Source organism: Streptomyces sp. NPDC002787, assembly GCF_053592095.1.
The window spans coordinates 99,155-115,545 of the sequence record NZ_JBSFVC010000022.1 but is presented as its reverse complement, the minus strand read 5'-3'; the positions used below and the strand labels follow the sequence as shown (position 1 = coordinate 115,545).

General features: G+C 71.5%; 14 protein-coding genes. 1 reads left to right on the top strand and 13 read right to left on the bottom strand.

All coding sequences use genetic code 11. The features are described 5' to 3' along the window. Positions 1-36 precede the first annotated feature (36 nt). The 13 genes from ACWD26_RS28835 to ACWD26_RS28775 all read right to left on the bottom strand — a co-directional run bounded on the left by ACWD26_RS28835 (position 37) and on the right by ACWD26_RS28775 (position 15,656). A complete protein-coding gene (locus ACWD26_RS28835) occupies positions 37-1,731 on the bottom strand; it encodes an RNA polymerase sigma factor (protein ID WP_451274856.1) in 1,695 nt (564 codons plus the stop codon). Positions 1,732-1,880: 149 nt separating this feature from the next. Further along, complete coding sequence (locus ACWD26_RS28830) at positions 1,881-2,450, bottom strand: hypothetical protein (protein ID WP_451274855.1); 570 nt, start codon at positions 2,448-2,450, stop codon at positions 1,881-1,883. 162 nt (positions 2,451-2,612) lie between these two features. Then, positions 2,613-3,272: a YceI family protein gene (locus tag ACWD26_RS28825; RefSeq protein WP_451274854.1), complete on the bottom strand. Its 660-nt coding sequence runs from the start codon at positions 3,270-3,272 to the stop codon at positions 2,613-2,615. Between the two features lie 186 nt (positions 3,273-3,458). Then, on the bottom strand, positions 3,459-4,748 hold the full coding sequence (locus ACWD26_RS28820) for a hypothetical protein (protein ID WP_451274853.1): 1,290 nt from the start codon (positions 4,746-4,748) through the stop codon (positions 3,459-3,461). A gap of 140 nt (positions 4,749-4,888) precedes the next feature. Beyond that, positions 4,889-5,701 carry an IclR family transcriptional regulator gene (locus tag ACWD26_RS28815; protein ID WP_451274852.1) on the bottom strand — a complete coding sequence of 271 codons (813 nt, stop codon included), beginning with the start codon at positions 5,699-5,701 and terminating at the stop codon, positions 4,889-4,891. Further along, a complete protein-coding gene (locus tag ACWD26_RS28810) occupies positions 5,698-6,435 on the bottom strand; it encodes an MBL fold metallo-hydrolase (RefSeq protein ID WP_451274851.1) in 738 nt (245 codons plus the stop codon). The genes ACWD26_RS28815 and ACWD26_RS28810 overlap by 4 nt, the downstream gene beginning before the upstream one ends. Positions 6,436-6,565: 130 nt before the next feature. Further along, the gene (locus ACWD26_RS28805; protein ID WP_451274850.1) at positions 6,566-7,849 is read right to left on the bottom strand and encodes a M20/M25/M40 family metallo-hydrolase; all 1,284 of its coding nucleotides are present in this window, start codon (positions 7,847-7,849) and stop codon (positions 6,566-6,568) included. Then, on the bottom strand, positions 7,846-8,793 hold the full coding sequence (locus ACWD26_RS28800; RefSeq protein ID WP_451274849.1) for an ABC transporter permease: 948 nt from the start codon (positions 8,791-8,793) through the stop codon (positions 7,846-7,848). The genes ACWD26_RS28805 and ACWD26_RS28800 overlap by 4 nt, the downstream gene beginning before the upstream one ends. Then, entirely contained in the window at positions 8,790-9,743 is a 954-nt protein-coding gene (locus ACWD26_RS28795) for an ABC transporter permease (protein ID WP_451274848.1), read from the bottom strand. The genes ACWD26_RS28800 and ACWD26_RS28795 overlap by 4 nt, the downstream gene beginning before the upstream one ends. Continuing rightward, positions 9,736-11,421, bottom strand: a complete 1,686-nt coding sequence (locus ACWD26_RS28790) for a sugar ABC transporter ATP-binding protein (protein ID WP_451274847.1) — start codon at positions 11,419-11,421, stop codon at positions 9,736-9,738. Before ACWD26_RS28790 ends, ACWD26_RS28795 begins: the two co-directional genes overlap by 8 nt. A gap of 4 nt (positions 11,422-11,425) precedes the next feature. After that, the gene (locus ACWD26_RS28785; RefSeq protein ID WP_451274846.1) at positions 11,426-12,493 is read right to left on the bottom strand and encodes a substrate-binding domain-containing protein; all 1,068 of its coding nucleotides are present in this window, start codon (positions 12,491-12,493) and stop codon (positions 11,426-11,428) included. A 436-nt stretch (positions 12,494-12,929) separates the two neighbouring features. Then, the gene (locus ACWD26_RS28780) at positions 12,930-14,159 is read right to left on the bottom strand and encodes a polyamine ABC transporter substrate-binding protein (protein ID WP_451274845.1); all 1,230 of its coding nucleotides are present in this window, start codon (positions 14,157-14,159) and stop codon (positions 12,930-12,932) included. A gap of 60 nt (positions 14,160-14,219) precedes the next feature. Beyond that, positions 14,220-15,656, bottom strand: coding sequence for a gamma-aminobutyraldehyde dehydrogenase (locus tag ACWD26_RS28775; protein WP_451274844.1), 1,437 nt, complete (start codon positions 15,654-15,656; stop codon positions 14,220-14,222). A gap of 177 nt (positions 15,657-15,833) precedes the next feature. On the opposite strand from ACWD26_RS28775, the gene ACWD26_RS28770 reads away from it, so the two are divergent. Then, positions 15,834-16,388 (top strand): Lrp/AsnC family transcriptional regulator, encoded by a 555-nt coding sequence (locus ACWD26_RS28770; protein ID WP_451274843.1) that lies wholly within the window; start codon positions 15,834-15,836, stop codon positions 16,386-16,388. The last annotated feature ends 3 nt before the right edge of the window (positions 16,389-16,391 follow it).

Here is a 16,391-nt window from a genome sequence, read left to right as displayed (position 1 = left end):
CCGCCCGAACCCCCGAGCCTCAGGCCGGCCCAGGCGCTACACCTCCGACCGCTGCGCCACCGTCGCCGCGTCCTGCGGCCGCTCCCGCGTGACGTACTGCGGAACCGGAGCCGAGTCCTTGCCGTTGTCGCGGACGAGGCCGTAGCGGAGGGCGCCCCGGTCGGGGCCGTAGGTGATGTCCTCGGTGATGGCGTCCCAGGTGGAGGGGGCGACGGTGATGCCGTAGTCGGCGCCGCGTTCGTTCTGGGTGAGGGTGACCGTTCCGTCGAGGTAGAAGTACTCGTTCTGCCACATCTGCTGGGTGCCCGCGGGCAGGACGGTGTATCCGGTGGCGGGGCCGCCCATGCCGGAGGTCCTGCCGTCGGCGGAGGTCGGGTCGTCCATGCGGCGGCCGCCGCCCGAGGCGACGTGGAAGAGCTTGCCCTCGAGCCCGGTCCAGGTCGGCATGACCAGGCTGCCCGGCCGGTATTGGGGCGAGATCTGCCAGCGGACCAGGACGTACCCCTTGCCCGAGAAGGTCACGTTGTCGCCGCGGTGGTTCATCACGGTCCGCGTGCCGCCGCTGCTGGTGAGGCCGGACTCCGGCCGGTGCGGGAGGGCGGCGGGCGGGGTGTCCGGGTCGGGCGCCTCGTCCGCGACGTCGACGACGGTGCCGTACACGCCCTCCTCCTTCGTCGGTGAAGGGGAGGCGGAGGAGGACGGCGAGGGCGAGGGCGACGGTGACGTGCGCGGCGAGGGGGTGCGGGGCGTCGAGACCTCGGGCGCGCGTGCCGTGCTGAGCGCGGTGGGCGCGGCCTGCGGGGTCCGGTCACCCGGGGGCTGCGTCACCACGTAGGCGCCCCCGGCGACGATCGACGCGCTCGCCGTCACCGCGACGGCGGGCTTGGTCAGGACACCGAGCACCTTGGCGGACCAACCCACCGAGGCGGTCGCGGCGGTCGCCGCCACGGCGGTCTTCCCGCCGAACGCCAGCGACAGGGTGAAGCCGACCGGGACGGGAACCAGGGCGAGCCCGACGAGGAGGCGTTCGGCGGGGACGACGACCTCGCCCCGGCGGCCGTCGCCGTCGCAGCGGGCGCAGCCGCGGATGTGCCGGGCGATCCGCTTGCGCCACACCGAGTCGGGCTGCCCGCTCCAGCGGGCGGTGACCCGGCCCAGGTCGGCGCAGGAGGAGTCGAGGGCGCGCACAATGCCGCGCGCGGTTTCGAGGCGGGCCTTCATCCGCTGCACCCGTACCGCGGCGTGCTGCCGGCTGATGCCGACGGCAGCGGCGAGTTCACGCCGGGTGAGTTCGCCCGCGACCTCCAGCCACCACAGCGACAGCAGCTGCCGGTCCTCGTCGTCGAGCCAGCGGACCGCTTCGGCGACCTCCTTGCGCTGGCCCTCCAACTGCAGCCGCAGCACGGTCAGTTCTGCGAAGTCCGCGGCGCTGTGGGCATCGCCGTCGTCGAGCTGGTCGGCGGTGCGGCGGCGCGCCCGGTCCCGTATCTGCCGCATGGCGATCGCGACCAGCCAGGAGCGGAAGCTGTCCGGATCGCGCAGCGTGCCGAGGTTGTCGACCGCGCGCAGCATGGTCTCCTGCACGACGTCGTCGACATCGGCATGCCCGTTGAGGGCCCGGCCCACGATGTTGTAGACGAGGGGCAACCAGCCCTCGACCAGCTCGTCGAGGGCGCGCCGGTCCCCTGCCTGCGCGGCCGCGATGGTGGAGCGCCACTGCCGCCCGACCACGTACGTTCCTTCCGGTCCTGCTGGGCTCACCCTGTTCACTCGGCTGTGTTCCGTACCTTCTCAGCCATCTCCGTGACGTGGGGAACCTCCGAGGCGGAGATCACACTGTTCATACGGCTCACTCCTGTATGCGGGGAAACAGGGGATGCCTACGGAGACGGTGTGGAGGCGGCCGGGATAACAGTTTTTTGGTCCCGCCCGTGGCCCCGCCCCTGGTCCCACCCAGGGGCGAGCGCCTCCAGCCGCTTGATCCGCTGTCGTACGACGTACAGCGGGATCACGCCGAACACCCCGAACGCCATGTCGATCACCGACCACCAGAAGGGAATCCCGCGGATCGGCCCGCAGATCAGAGCCAGCGGGATGATCCCCGCGCAGGCGATCATGCCGACCTCGACGACCCAGATGTTGCGGACCGGATCGCGGTAGGGGCCGTAGAAGGCCACGGCGATCACGAGGTGCGCGAAGGCCAGCCAGTCCGTGCCGTACAGGAGGAACGGGTACTCGGCGTCGGCCTCGTCGAGCCCCGCCCGGACGCGCTCGATCCACTCCATGAGCGTCGGCAGATGCTCCCCGACGGACAGGGAACGCAACAGCTCCTCGGCCCACCGCAGCTCATGGACCAGCGGAAACGCCGTGGCCCCGCTCAGCACCAGACAGACGACGAAGAAGACCAGCCACGCGCGGATGCCCTTGAGCAGGGCGGCTCTGTCGCTCATGCGGGGAGCGTACGCCCCGTCTTGAACGCGTTCAAAAGTGGGGTCGCCGTTCGGTACGGCCTCCTTGGTACCGCTGAAGCGGACGCCGGACACGGCACGGCGGTGGGGGGTGGGGGGTGGGGCCCACCGGACGGGCTGGGCCCCGCGGGAGGTCGTCGGCCGTCAGGCGCCGGGAATCGAGCGGATCGCGGCGATGTCGAACTGCAGGCGCACCTTTTCGCTCACCATGGCACCGCCCTCCGCCAGTCTCTGGTTGTACGTCAGACCCCATTCGGAACGATTGATGGTGGTCGTCCCGTCGAAACCCACCCGTTCATATCCGAACGGGTCCATGACGTGTCCTATGTAGGTGAGTTCCAGGTCGACGTGACGGGTGACGCTCTTGATGGTCAGTTCGCCGGACATGCGGAAGACATCGTTGCCAACCATGCGCACCGCCGTGCTGACGAAGCGCATACGCGGATGGTTCGCGACATCGAGAAAGTCGCGGCCCATCAGATGGGCGTCGCGTTGTTCCACTCCGGTGTCGACGGACGCGGTGGAGATGACGATCTCGGCCCGTGAACGGCCCGGATCGCGGCCGTCGAAGTAGAGCCGGCTCTGGTACTCCGTGAATGCCCCGCGCACGGTCGTCACCAAGGCGTGGCGGACGGAGAAGCCGATACGGCTGTGCGCCGCGTCGATCACCCATTCGCCGGTCAGTATCGCCAGGGCGGGATCCGAGGGGCCGGTGGAAGCGGAAGCCGGTGACTCGTGGGGGAGTTGCGAGGCTGTGGGGGCTGCCGGGCGGCGCAGGGACGCAGCACGGGTGAACAAGTTCATGATTCACGTAACTACGGCACGACGGAATTTGCCGCAACCCCTCGGCCGCGGACCCGTCGGGTCCGAATCGACACCGAAAAGCTGATAAAGCGCCACCGCACCGCAGACAATTGCACTATCTCCACAGGGTCGCCACGAACAGGTCGCCGGAATTCACTTCGGAACGACCGGTATACGCCCCCGGAATCAGCGCCGTCCCTTGAGCGCCGCGGGGATGCGATCCAGCACCGGGAAGGGAGCCAGGCCGTAGTGGTAGAAGTCCACGGCGTCGGCCCCGCCGGGCCCGGTGGCCGCCGCGGTCTTCGCCGCGAGGTGGTCGGCGGAGTCGGTGTCCGGAACTCCCGGGCGCAGCACGGCTCTCAGCGAGCAGCCCTCCCGCAGCGCGGCCCGGTAGGCGGCGACGTCGGACGTGATCCGCTCCGGGTCCCGGGCGTACGCGAGCACGGCGTAGCCGGGGACGACGGCGCTGACCGCCGCCGCGTCGACCCCGATCCGCCAGGCCTCGTCGACGGCGAGCGCACCCGTCGGCCGGCCGTCCGCGTAGCCCTTGACCGCGCCGGTCAGATCGAGGAAGACGAGCCTCGACCCTTCGTCCGCCACCGCGTCGGCCACGGTCGCGGCGAGCGAGGTGACGGTGTCGACACGGGCGCGGACGTAGACGGCGACCGGCTCGGGGAGGTTCGCGGGCTGCGGCTCCTCCCCGTCGAGGTTCGCGGGCTGCGGCTCCTCCCCGTTGAGATTCGCGAACTGCGGCTCCTCCCCGTCGAGCACCCGCCCCACCACCCGAGCCGCCTCGGCCCGCGCGGCGCCCGCGTCCGCCCCGGCGGCCTCGGCGTGCCGTACGCAGTGCGGGCAGAAGCAGAGGCCGAGCAGGAACTCCTCCAAGGGGCCCAGGGCGACGAAGCTGCGTTCGTGGTGGTAGCCGTGGCCGAAGGTGCCGTAGTGGAGGGACTCGGCGACCACCGCGTCCACACCCGTGCGCGCCACCGAGCGGGCGAGCGCCACGGCGTACGCCCGTACGTCGGGGTGGGCGGGGCACAGGTCGGCCGGGGCGGCCCGGTCGCCGAAGCAGTTCTGCTGGGTGACGTCGGGGTGGGCGAGGCCCAGGGTGGTGTTGTGCAGGAAGACGGTCCACCCGTGCAGGGCCGCTTCCCGGTCTGCCGTACGCCGGCGCAGGTCCCGCAACGGCTCCTCCTCGGCGCCCGCCTGCACCGGAGGTATGAGACGCAGGCCGTCGAACAGGTCGGCCGGCGGGACGAAGTGCGTCCCGTCGCGGCGCAGGGTGACGCGCGCGGGGCCGTGCGGGGTGACGTCCCGGGCGCGGTGGTAGGCGGCGGCGACGGTGAGCGTGTCGCAGCCGTACGCGCCGAGGACCCGGTCGAGCACGGCGTCGGTGCCCTCGGCGCGCAGGTCCTCGACGAAGGTGTACGTCGACGCGGTGGAGGCCGGGGGCAGGGAGGGCGGCGGGATTTCCATGGGACTCCTCTCGAACGGGCCCCCGCCCTGAAGGGGCGCGGGGAACTGCGCGACCAGCCACGACGGCGCGGCAGCCGACCGCCGACGACACACCACGGCCCTCCCGGCGGAGCGCTGGGCCGAGCCGCTGTGCGGAGCGCTCAGCGGCCGTTGTCCCGGGCCCTGGAGGAGCCGAGGACGTGTGAGATGTCGAGGCCGGTGCGGACGACCATGGGGCCGACCTCGCGGACGCGGGCGGGGGTCATCCGGGTGGTGAGGCCGGAGACGCTGACCGCGCCGACAGCCGCGTCGGTGTGGTCGAAGACGGGCGCGGCGACGCACCGCACCTCGGGTTCGTTCTCGCGGTCGTCGATGGCGTAGCCCTGCCGGCGGACCCGGTCGAGTTCGGCGCGCAGCCGCTGCGGATCGGTGCACGTGTGCTCGGTGACCGGTGGCATCCCGGCGGCGACGACGACCCGGAACGCCTCCTCGCTCTGCCAGGCGAGGACGGCCTTGCCGACGGCGGTGCGGTAGGCGGGGACCCGGCTTCCGACCCGCGAGGCCATGCGGACGTTGGTCTCGTTCTCGACCTTGTCGATGTAGACGATGTCCGGCGCCTCGTACACCACCAGATGGCAGGTCTCCCCCACCGCGTGCTGGAGCAGCCGCAGCGGCTCGGTGGCGACGGTCCGCAGGTCGAGCGAGGAGAGGTAGGCCTGGCCGAGCCGCAGGGTGCCGTGCCCGAGCCGGAACCAGCCCGTCTCCCGGTCGCGGACCAGCAGGTCGGCCTCCAGGAGCGGCGCGGCGAGCCGCAGCACCGTGCTCTTGTTGATGCCGAGTTCCTCGGCGAGCCGGGTCAGTGAGAGGCCCCGCCCGGTGCCGGCGTGGTCGCGGATGTGCTCCAGGACGGTGAGCGCCCTGCGCAGCGAGGACGCCTGGTTGCGGCGGGCCGGAGATCCCGAAGTGGTGGTCATGTCGTACTCCTCGGCAGCAGTCCACGGGCGACGGTGTCGCGGGCGGCCTCCAGATGGCGTCCGGCCCGGGCGAGGGAGACCTCGTGGTGGCCGGGGAAGAGCGCGTCGACGTCGAGCGCGGCGAGCCTGGTCAGACTGGCCGCGTACTCGGGCACCCGGCAGTCGTGCAGATTCTGCAGCGAGATACGGCCTCCGGTGAAGACACAGTCCCCGGAGAAGAGCGCCTGGTAGGCCGGGGTGCGCAGGTGGTAACAGAGGTGGCCGTCGGCATGACCGGGCGTCGCGACGGCACGCAGGACCACACCGCCGCCGAGCTCGATCTCCGCACCGTCGTCCATGGCCTCGACGCGGGGGCAGGGGGTGAGGGTGTAGTCGGCCGGGTAGTACCCGGCCGCCTTTCCCCTGTCGAGGCTGACGCCGTGTTCGTCGCCCGCCGCGATCCACGCCGTGGCCTCGGCCCCGGCCAGCACCCGCAGACCGGGCAACCGCTCGGCGAGCGCGGCGGCTCCGCCCGCGTGGTCGGCGTGGCCGTGGGTGAGGAGGAGATGGCCGGGATCGGCGCCCATGGCACGTACGGCGCGCACGACGGCGTGGGCGGACCGGCCGGCTCCCGCGTCGACGAGCACGCTGTGCCGGGCGCCCCGCACGAGGTAGACATGACAGTCCAACGGGTCGCTGAGGTCGAACCCGTGCGCACCGCTGGCGACGAGCGTGACATGGTCGGTCAGCCGCATGACGGCCCTCCTGCTTTCGGTACCGACGAGAACGAGAACGAGGACGAGAACGAGGACGGGCCGCCCGGTCGGCGGCGCGACGACCCTCCCACGCCCGACCCAACGCCGGCACCGGCCACGAGGTGACCGTTCAGCCGCACGACGCCTCTCCCTCTCGCCGCGCCGAAGCCTCCCGCGAGGCCACCGCCGCATTTCCCACCGAATCCCCCGCCCGTCGCGCCCCCGCACTCTCTCCGCGCCCCTCGGCCCCCATCCCCCGCACCGCCGCCGCCACGACCCGCGCGGCCAGTTCCACCTCCGCGAGCTCCACCGACTCCGCCGCCGCGTGGGCGTCCGCGACCGATCCGGGCCCGAAGACCACCGAGGGAACACCGGCGCGGGCGAGCTTGCTGGCGTCCGTCCCGAAGGGCATGCCCCGCACGTCGGCCGGACGGTCGTGGTCGGCGAGGGCCCGGCACAGGGCGGTGACGATCTCGGCGTCGGGACGGGTGTCGAGGGGCGGGTCGACGGTGAACGGCGGGTCCACCTCGGCCCCCAGCGCGGCGAGTTCGGCGCGGTCCGCCCGCCAGACGGCCTCCGGGTCCTCGCCGGGGAGCGTGCGGCGGTCGACGTCCACCTCGCAGCCGCCGGGGACGGTGTTGGGGCCGGTACCGCCCCGGATCCGGGTGACCGTGCGGGTGGCGGGCCCGAGGAGCGGATGCGGCGGGGTGGCCGGAGGGTGGTCCGCGAGATGGGCGATGACCGGCCCCATCAGCGTGATCGCGTTGACCGCCTCCCCGGGGCGCGAACTGTGCCCGGCGCGGCCGGTGGTGCGCACGGTGTAGCGGACCACCCCCTTGTGTGCGACGGCCGGGAACAACCCCGTGGGCTCCCCGACGACCGCCCCGACGACCTCACGCCCCGCGAGAGCCCCGACGACCTCACCCCCCGCGAGCGCGTCCACCACCCCCCGCCCCGCAAGCGCGTCCACCAGCCGCAGCACGCCCCGGTACGCGTGCTCCTCGTCGCAGACCCCGGCCAGCACGACGGTGTACGGCGGCGGCTCCCCGGCCGCGAGTTCGGCGACGGCCAGCAGGAACGCGGCCAGCGCCCCCTTCGCGTCACAGGCGCCCCGCCCGTACAGCCGGCCGCCCCGGACCTCCCCCTCGTACGGCCCGACGGTCATCCCGTCCGTCTCGACGGTGTCGAGGTGCGTCTCCAGCAGGACCGCCTCGGGCCGGTGCCCCGGTACGACGGCGACGACATTGCACCGCCCCGGCAGCACCTCGTCCAGCTGGGCCCGGACACCCCGCCCCGCCAGCCAGTCCCGTACGTGCTCCGCGACCGCCGTCTCGCCCCCGTCGCCCGCTCCGTCACGGGGGTTGACGCTCGGGATCCGTACGAGGTCCCGCAGGAGGTTCTCCGTCGCGGTCATGTCCGGCGCTCCCGCGCGTAGACCAGCAGCAGCCCGATGATCAGGACGCCGAGGACGACCTGGCGTACGCCTTCCGAGAGGTTCCAGGAGGTCAGGAGGGCGGTGAGCAGGGTGAGCAGGAGGGCGCCGCCGACCGTGCCGAGGAGGTGGCCGCGGCCGCCGAGGATGGAGGTGCCGCCGAGGACGACGGAGGCGATGGAGAGGAGTTGGTAGGGGTTGCCCATGGTCAGGGAGCTGGTGCCGGTGAAGCCGAGCAGGACCAGGCCCGCGACCCCGGCGAGGAGCGCGCAGGACACGTACGCGGTGAACGCCGTGGACACGACCGGTACCCCGGAGGCGCGGGCCGCGTCCTCGCCCGCGCCGAGGGCGAAGGCGTACCGGCCGGTGCGGGAGAGGTGGAGGAGCCAGAAGGCGGCGGCCGTGACGGCGAGCCACAGCACGAACGCCCAGGGGACGCCCAGGAGGCGGCCGTTGGCGAGGGTGTCCAGCAGGGGGACCCGCGCGGAGCTGGGGGAACCGTCGGTGTAGACGAGCAGCGCCCCGGCGAGGATCGTGCCGGTGGCGAGGGTCATCACCATCGGCGGTACGCGCAGCCACACCACTCCGGCCGCGTTCACCGCGCCCACGAGCGCGCTCAGCGACAGCGCCACCACGACGGCCGTCGCCCCACCGCCCGTACCGGAGGCCACCGTGGCGCACACCACCGCCGACAGGGCCACGACACCGGAGACGGACAGGTCGATGCCGCTCATCATGACGACGAGGGTCTGCCCGACCGCGACGATGCCGAGGAACGACGCCGTCTGCACCAGATAGCGGACGTTGGAGACGCTGTCGAAGCCGTCCGCGAAGAGGATCGCGGCGAGCCAGGTGATCGCGAGCACACAGAACGCCCAGGCCGCCCGGCTGCCGCGCAGCGTCGCCACCGACACAAGGCCGCTCATACGGCCGCCTCCCTCGTGAGGTACGTCTTCAGGGCGAGCGCCACCACGAGGATCACGCCCTGCACGATGAGCTGGTAGAAGGGCGAGATCCCGGTGAACAGCAGGAGGTTGGTCAGCAGTCCGATGACGAGTGCGCCCAGGACCGTGCCGCGCATCCGGCCGACCCCGCCGAAGAAACTGATGCCGCCGAGCACGCACGCGGCGATCGAGTTGAGCGTGTACGGCGCCCCGATGGTCGGGTCCGCCGAGCCGGTCTGCACGGCGAGCCCGATCCCGGCAAGCCCGGTGAACGCGCCCGCGAGCGCGTATCCGGCGATCTTCACGCCCCGGGTGTGCAACCCGCTCGCGTAGGCGCCGTGTTCGTTGCCGCCGGCGGCGTAGAGGGCGAGCCCGTGCCGGGTGGTGCGCAGCAGTTTCCACAGGGCGAGGACGAGCGCGACGACGACCGCCGGGAGGGCCACGCCGTACCAGCCGTTGTTGTACGCGTCGACCAGCCCGGCCGGCACCTGCCCGCCCGGCTGCGGCAGGACCACCAGGGTGACCCCGCCCCACAGGAACGACGCGGCGAGGGTCACCACGATCGGCGGCAGCCCGGCGTACGCGACCAGCGCCCCGTTGACCGCGCCCGCCCCGACCGCCACGCACAGGGCGAGCAGGACCGCCGTGACCACTCCGCCCGCGCCCTGGGCGTCGTACGTGGCGAACACGGCCATCGCCAGTGCGAGCACCGCCCCGAGCGAGAGGTCGATCCCGCCGAGCAGCATCACCGTCGTCTGCCCGGCGGCGGCCAGGATCAGCGGCAGGAACTGGGCGGAGAGGATGGTGATGGAGGCGGGGGTGAGCAGGCTGGAGTCGTAGTGCTGGTAGGCGACCAGCAGCACCAGCAGGAGGGCCGCCAGCGAGAGGAGGTCGGTGTTGCCGCGCGCGGCGACGGCGAGACGCTCACGCATGGACCACGCTCCCGGGATCCGCCGTACCGCCGGAGCCCGCGCGGTGGGGGGCCGTGCCGCCCGAGCCCATGCCGTCCGTACCCGCGTCGCCGGTGTCGCCGGTGTCGCCGGTATCCCCGGTGTCGTCCCCGCCGGCGGCGTCCGGCGCGCCGGCCGTCCCCATCACCGACGCCCTGACCAGGCGTTCCTCGGTCAGCTCGGGCCCGGTGAGGCGGTCCACGACCGTCCCCTCGTACAGGACGGCCACCTCGTCGCACAGGCCGACCAGTTCCATGGTGTCTCCGGAGGTGACGAGCACCGCGAGACCGTCGTCGGCCAGGCGGCGCAGCAGGTGGTAGATCTCGCGCTTGGTGCCGATGTCGATGCCCCGGGTCGGTTCGGCGAGCAGCAGGACGCGTGGCTCGGTGGGCAGCCACTTGGCCAGCGCGACCTTCTGCTGATTCCCGCCCGAGAGGCGGCGGGCCTCCTGCGCCGGGGAGGCCGCCTTGATGCGCAGCCGTTCGACGAGATCGTCGACGAGCGTGGTCTCGGCGCCGCGCGAGACGGTGGTGAGACGGCTCGCGGGGGCGAGGGCGCGCATGCTGGGCAGCGCCAGATTGGCGCGCACGCTGCGCACGGTGTGGACGCCCTCGGTCTTGCGGTCCTCGGGAACGTACGCGATACGGTGCCGGATCGCGTCTCGGGGCGACGCCAGCCGCACCGGCCGCCCGTCGAAGGAGATGTCCCCGGTGTGCCGGACCAGCCCGAACAGGGCGCGCAGCACCTCGCGTTGCCCCTGCCCCTGAAGCCCGCCGAGCCCGACGACGCGCCCCGGAAGGAGGTCGAGGTCGACGCCGGCGCAGGCGCGGGGGACGGTGAGGCCGCGTACGCGGAGGAGAGGTGCGACGGCACTCTTCCGGGCGCCCTCGTCCGTGGTCGCCGCGGCCTTCGCCGGGAACAGATCCGACAGCTCCCGTCCCACCATCAGCCGCACGATGTCGTCGTGATCGGTGCGGTCCCGTTCCCGTGTCGCCGTCACGACACCGTCCTTCAGGACCGTCAACCGGTCGCTGATCGCGAAGAGTTCGGCCATGCGGTGGCTGACGAGGATCACCGAGCCGCCCTGGTCGCGCAGTTCACGCACGACGCGGAAAACGGCGCCCACCTGGTCCTCGTCGAGCGCGGAGGTGGCCTCGTCCAGGATGAGCAGACGAGGCTCACCGGCCAGGGCCTTGGCGAGTTCGACCAGTTGGCGGCGGCCCAGCGGCAGCCGGCCGACCGGGGTGCGCGGGTCGACGTCGAGGCCGACCCGGGCGAGCAGCGGCCGGGCCCGGGCCGCGAGGTCACGTCCCCGGACCAGGCCCCGACGGCTGGGCCAGGCGCCCAGGAAGACGTTCTCCGCGACGCTCTGGTGCGGGTTGAGGCTCAGCTCCTGGTGGACGGAGCCGACCCCGGCCGCCCGGGCGCGGTGGGGAGACCACGCCCGGGGGACGGCCGTCCCGTCGTACACGACACGGCCGGAGTCGGGGGCCAGGAGCCCGGTGACGAGGGAGAGGACGGTGGACTTGCCGGCCCCGTTCTCGCCGACCAGGGCCAGCACCTCCCCCGGCTCGACCTCGAAGCTCACGTCCGTGAGCACCCGGTTGCCCGCGAACGACTTCGACACCTTCTCCACGCTCAGCAGCGGCACGGTGGTCACCCGCTCACTTGCCGATGAGCTTGTCGATCTCGGCCTGCGGCAGATCGTTGATCGGGTAGGAGTCGTCGGCCTGGTCGGGCTTGGCGTAGTCGCCGAGGTTGTCGTCGGTGATCTCCGGCAGCGGCACGTCGATGTTCTGCGGTACGTCCACGCCCTCCCTCTTGGCCACGGCCGCCTCCAGGGCGATCACGGAGAGGTAGTTGGGCTGGGCGGTGGCCAGGGAGGAGAATCCTTCCTTCTGCTTGCTCTGCCACAGCTTGAGGAAGCCGTTGTAGTTCTCGCCGGTGATCGGGACGAGCTTCTTGTCCTGCTTGACCAGCGTCTGGAGCGCGGCGGCCGAGAGCGCGCCGCCCTGCGAGAACACACCGTCGATGTCCGGGTGGGCGGAGTACGCGGAGGCGAAGGCCTGGGCGGCCGGGGCGAGGTTGTACTCGCTGTGCACATTGCTGACGATCTTGATATCCGGGTACTTCTTGAACACCGCCTCGGCCCCGGCCCACCGGTCCTCGCTGACGGCGACGCCGGCCGGCCCGTTCATGGCGATGATGCTGCCCTTGCCGTCCAGCTTCTTCGCCAGCCACTCGGCCATCATCGAGCCCCAGGCCTTCTGGTCCGTCCCGACTCTGACGACCTTCTCGCTGGTCGGCAGCGAGTCGAAGGCGACGACGGTGATGCCCGCGGCGACGGCCTGCTCCATCGCCGGGTTGAGTGCGGTGGACGAGCCCGCGTCGACGAGGATCACGTCGTACTTCTGCTGGATCATCGCCCGGATCTGCGCGATCTGCTGCGAGGTGTCGCCGTTGGCGTTGAACGTCTTGAACGACGACACCTTGCCCGCCGACTTCAGCTTGTCGACGTCCGTCTGCAGCATCTTCAGGGTCTGCTGCATCCACGACGGGGTCAGGTAGATCGTCGACCAGCCGACCTTGAGGTCCTTGGCCTGTGTGGGCGATGCGCTCTTGTCGGCGTCGGCGGCGGCGCTGCCGGACTCGACGTTGCATGCGGTGGCCCCGGCCAGTGCGCAGAGAGAGGCGGCGACCGCCAGAGCACCGCGTACGGAACGTGCGTTCATCGAAGTTCCTCAAATCCCTCGAAAGGTGCCCGAGCCACCGAAACGGCTCGGATGACAGGTGAGTTGGGGAAGGGCTTTCGCCGGGATCCGCGCACAGGAACATCACTGTTCCGGCCGTGGGGGGCGGTTCGCCCGGTGAGGACCGGTCTGTTGAGACGGGAAGGTAGGAGGTCCGCGCGCCCGGGCACCACGTCTGCAACACAAAATTTCGCATTGCACAACGCTCCCGCTCCGGGGCGGTCTGCCGCCGCGCCGGCTGGCGAGACGACGACCGACGCACACCAGACGCACTCCTTCTACAGCCAGGGCGCCATCACCCTCAGCACCCTGACCGCCGACGGCGACACCTGGGACCTACCGGGGCACGACTCACGCCCTTCCCCGCAGGTGCTGACCCGAGATCACCTGAGGCACCGCCGGGTCCACCCCGGTCGCCCTACAACCCCACGATCCCGTTCCACCGCCGCGCGAACTCCCGCCGTTCCGCCGGTGTGATGTCGCGGGCGATGGCGAGCCGGGTGCGCATGTCGTCGTCGGGGAAGATCAGGGGGTCCTCGGCGAGGGCGGCGGTCTCCTCGTCCCTGGCCGAGGCGAGGACGTCGCGGGCCGCGGGGACGGGGCAGACGTAGTTGACCCAGGCGGCGAGTTCGGCGGCGACCTCGGGGTCGTAGTAGTGGTCGACGAGGCGCTCGGCGTTGGCCTTGTGGCGGGCGAGGTTGGGGATCATCAGGGACTCGGACCAGAGTTCGGCGCCCTCCTCGGGCACGACGAACCGGATGTCCGGGTGGTCGGCCTGGAGTTGGATGACGTCGCCGGAGTACGCCTGACAGGCGAGGACGTCGCCGCTGGAGAGGTCCTTGATGTAGTCGTTGCCGGTGAAACGGCGGATGTGACCGGCGCGCACGCGCGCTTCGGCCTGGTCGCAGACGGTGTGGAAGTCGTCCGACGTCCAGCGTGTGACATCGACGCCGTTGCCTTGCATGAGCAGCGCGAACGCCTCGTCGAGCCCGGAGAGCAGGGTCACCCGCCCCTTGAGGTCATCCGCCCACAGGTCGGAGACACGGCGTATCTCCCGGCCCACCTTCCGGCGGTTGTACGCGATGCCGGTGATCCCCGACTGCCAGGGCACGGTGAACCTGCGGCCGGGGTCGAAGGCGGGCGACCGCAGCTGCGGGTCGAGGTACGCGGTGACGTTCGGCTGGGCCGCCCGGTCCATGTCCTGCACCCAGCCCAGCCGTACGAACCGGGCGCACATCCAGTCGCTGATGACGACGAGGTCGCGCCCGGTCGGCTGGTGGTTCATCAGGGCCGGGCTGATCTTGCCGAAGAACTCGTCGTTGTCGTTGATCTCCTCGACATAGTCCACGGCGATCCCGGTCCGCCGCTCGAACGCCTCCAGCGTCGGCCGTCGCGAGTCGTCCTCGTCGTCCGTGTCGATGTACAGGGGCCAGTTCGCCCAGCTCAGCCGTTTGTCCCGGGCCGAGAGGTCGACCCCGGCCCGCTCCCCGGGCGCCACGTAGGCGGCGGGCACCCCACACCCGCCGAGCGCGCCGAGAGCCGCTCCCGTGCCGAGGCCGCGCAGGAGGGAGCGGCGGCCGAGCAAGCCTGTCCGGAACCCCGCGCCCCGGTGGGCCGCAGGCCCGAGAGGAGCGCGGGGCTGTGTCATTCTGCGGCTCCGCCGCGTGGGCGCGACCAGCCACATCCAACTCTCGACCGCCAACGCCCCTCAGCCCAGCGACGTCATCACGTGCTTGATCCGCGTGTAGTCATCGAACCCGTAACCCGACAGGTCCTTGCCGTACCCCGACTTCTTGAACCCACCGTGCGGCATCTCCGCGACCAGCGGAATGTGCGTGTTGATCCACACGCACCCGAAGTCCAGCGCCTTGGACATCCGCATGGCCCGCCCGTGGTCCCTGGTCCACACCGACGACGCGAGCGCGTACTCCACTCCGTTCGCCCACGCGACGGCCTGCCCCTCGTCCGAGAAGGACTGCACCGTGATGACCGGCCCGAAGACCTCCTTCTGGATGATCTCGTCGTCCTGCTTCAGCCCGGAGACGACGGTCGGCGCGTAGAAGTACCCCTTTTCACCGACCCGGTGACCACCCGCCTCGACCTTGGCGTGGGCGGGCAGCCGCTCGATGAAGCCGGCGACCTGCTTGAGCTGGTTGGGGTTGTTGAGCGGCCCGTAGAGGACGTCCTCGTCGTCCGGCTGCCCCGTCTTCGTCTCGGCCGCCGCCTTCGCGAGCGCCGCCACGAACTCGTCGTGGATGCCCTCCTGGACGAGGACGCGGGTCGCGGCCGTACAGTCCTGCCCGGCGTTGAAGAAGCCCGCCACGGAGATGTCCTCGACGGCCTTGGCGATGTCGGTGTCGGCGAAGACGACGACCGGCGCCTTGCCGCCCAGCTCCAGGTGGACGCGCTTGACGTCCTTGGACGCGGACTCGGCGACCTGCATACCCGCCCGCACCGAACCCGTGATCGAGGCCATGGCCGGAACCGGGTGCTCGACCATCATCCGCCCGGTGTCACGGTCACCGGTGATCACGTTGAAGACGCCCTTCGGCAGGATCGCCCCGATGATCTCCGCCATGAGGACGGTCGACGCCGGGGTCGTGTCCGACGGCTTCAGCACGACCGTGTTGCCCGCGGCGATCGCCGGCGCGAACTTCCACACGGCCATCATCATCGGGTAGTTCCACGGCGCGACCTGCGCGCAGACGCCGACCGGCTCACGGCGGACGATCGAGGTCATCCCCTCCATGTACTCGCCGGCCGACCGGCCCTCCAGCATCCGCGCGGCGCCCGCGAAGAAGCGGATCTGGTCCACCATCGGCGGGATCTCCTCGGAGCGGGTCAGCCCGATCGGCTTGCCCGTGTTCTCCACCTCCGCCGCGATGAGCTCCTCGGCCCGCTCCTCGAACGCGTCGGCGATCTTCAGCAGGGCCTTCTGGCGCTCGGCCGGAGTCGTGTCCCGCCACCCGGGGAACGCGGCCTCGGCCGCGGCCATCGCCGCGTCGACGTCGGCCTGGCCGGACAGCGGCGCGGTCGCGTAGGCCTCGCCCGTGGCGGGGTTGACCACCTCGGTGGTCCGCCCTTCGACGGCGTCACGGAATTCACCATCGATGTAGTTGCGCAGACGACGCAGCTCGGTGCTCACTGCCGGCCCTCCAGATTGGGTGTCCAGGTTGGGGTGTCCATCCTTTGAGACACCACCCTAATCCGCCGCCCCACGTTTTCAACACCCCCGACACCTCACTCACTGCGAAATCCGCAAGCTGCGAGCCCGTAAACAACGAATTTCATCGGTTCAGCCTTGCGGAACTGTCGAGACGTCGTGCACAGTGAGGTCGTGGCCAGTCGAAGCGCAGACCAGAAGGACTCCAAGGACCCCAGGGAGTCCAGGAGGGACTCCAGGGACTCCAGGGAGCCCAGGAACGGCACTCCGCAGTTGGACGCCGTCTCCCTCGCCATCGTCCAGCAGCTCCAGGAGGACGGCCGGCGGCCGTACGCCGCGATCGGCAAGGCCGTCGGCCTGTCCGAGGCGGCCGTGCGCCAGCGCGTCCAGAAGCTGCTCGACCAGGGCGTGATGCAGATCGTCGCCGTCACCGACCCCCTCACCGTGGGCTTCCGGCGTCAGGCGATGCTCGGCATCAACGTCGACGGCGACCTGGATCCCGTGGCGGACGCGCTGACGGCCATGGCGGAGGTCGAGTACATCGTGATCACCGCCGGCTCCTTCGACCTGATGGCGGAGGTCGTCTGCGAGGACGACGACCACCTCCTGGAGGTCATCAACAAGCGCATCCGGACCCTGCCCGGCGTGCGGTCCACCGAGAGCTTCGTCTACCTCAAGCTCAAGAAGCAGACCTACATGTGGGGAACCCGATAACCG

What these genes read in the sequence shown, in the direction of transcription:
- ACWD26_RS28830 (WP_451274855.1), bottom strand. Translation starts at nt 2,450, where the DNA reads ATGAGCGACAGAGCCGCCCTGCTCAAGGGCATCCGCGCGTGGCTGGTC.
- ACWD26_RS28825 (WP_451274854.1), bottom strand. Translation starts at nt 3,272, where the DNA reads ATGAACTTGTTCACCCGTGCTGCGTCCCTGCGCCGCCCGGCAGCCCCC.
- ACWD26_RS28820 (WP_451274853.1), bottom strand. Translation starts at nt 4,748, where the DNA reads ATGGAAATCCCGCCGCCCTCCCTGCCCCCGGCCTCCACCGCGTCGACG.
- ACWD26_RS28815 (WP_451274852.1), bottom strand. Translation starts at nt 5,701, where the DNA reads ATGACCACCACTTCGGGATCTCCGGCCCGCCGCAACCAGGCGTCCTCG.
- ACWD26_RS28810 (WP_451274851.1), bottom strand. Translation starts at nt 6,435, where the DNA reads ATGCGGCTGACCGACCATGTCACGCTCGTCGCCAGCGGTGCGCACGGG.
- ACWD26_RS28805 (WP_451274850.1), bottom strand. Translation starts at nt 7,849, where the DNA reads ATGACCGCGACGGAGAACCTCCTGCGGGACCTCGTACGGATCCCGAGC.
- ACWD26_RS28800 (WP_451274849.1), bottom strand. Translation starts at nt 8,793, where the DNA reads ATGAGCGGCCTTGTGTCGGTGGCGACGCTGCGCGGCAGCCGGGCGGCC.
- ACWD26_RS28795 (WP_451274848.1), bottom strand. Translation starts at nt 9,743, where the DNA reads ATGCGTGAGCGTCTCGCCGTCGCCGCGCGCGGCAACACCGACCTCCTC.
- ACWD26_RS28785 (WP_451274846.1), bottom strand. Translation starts at nt 12,493, where the DNA reads ATGAACGCACGTTCCGTACGCGGTGCTCTGGCGGTCGCCGCCTCTCTC.
- ACWD26_RS28780 (WP_451274845.1), bottom strand. Translation starts at nt 14,159, where the DNA reads ATGACACAGCCCCGCGCTCCTCTCGGGCCTGCGGCCCACCGGGGCGCG.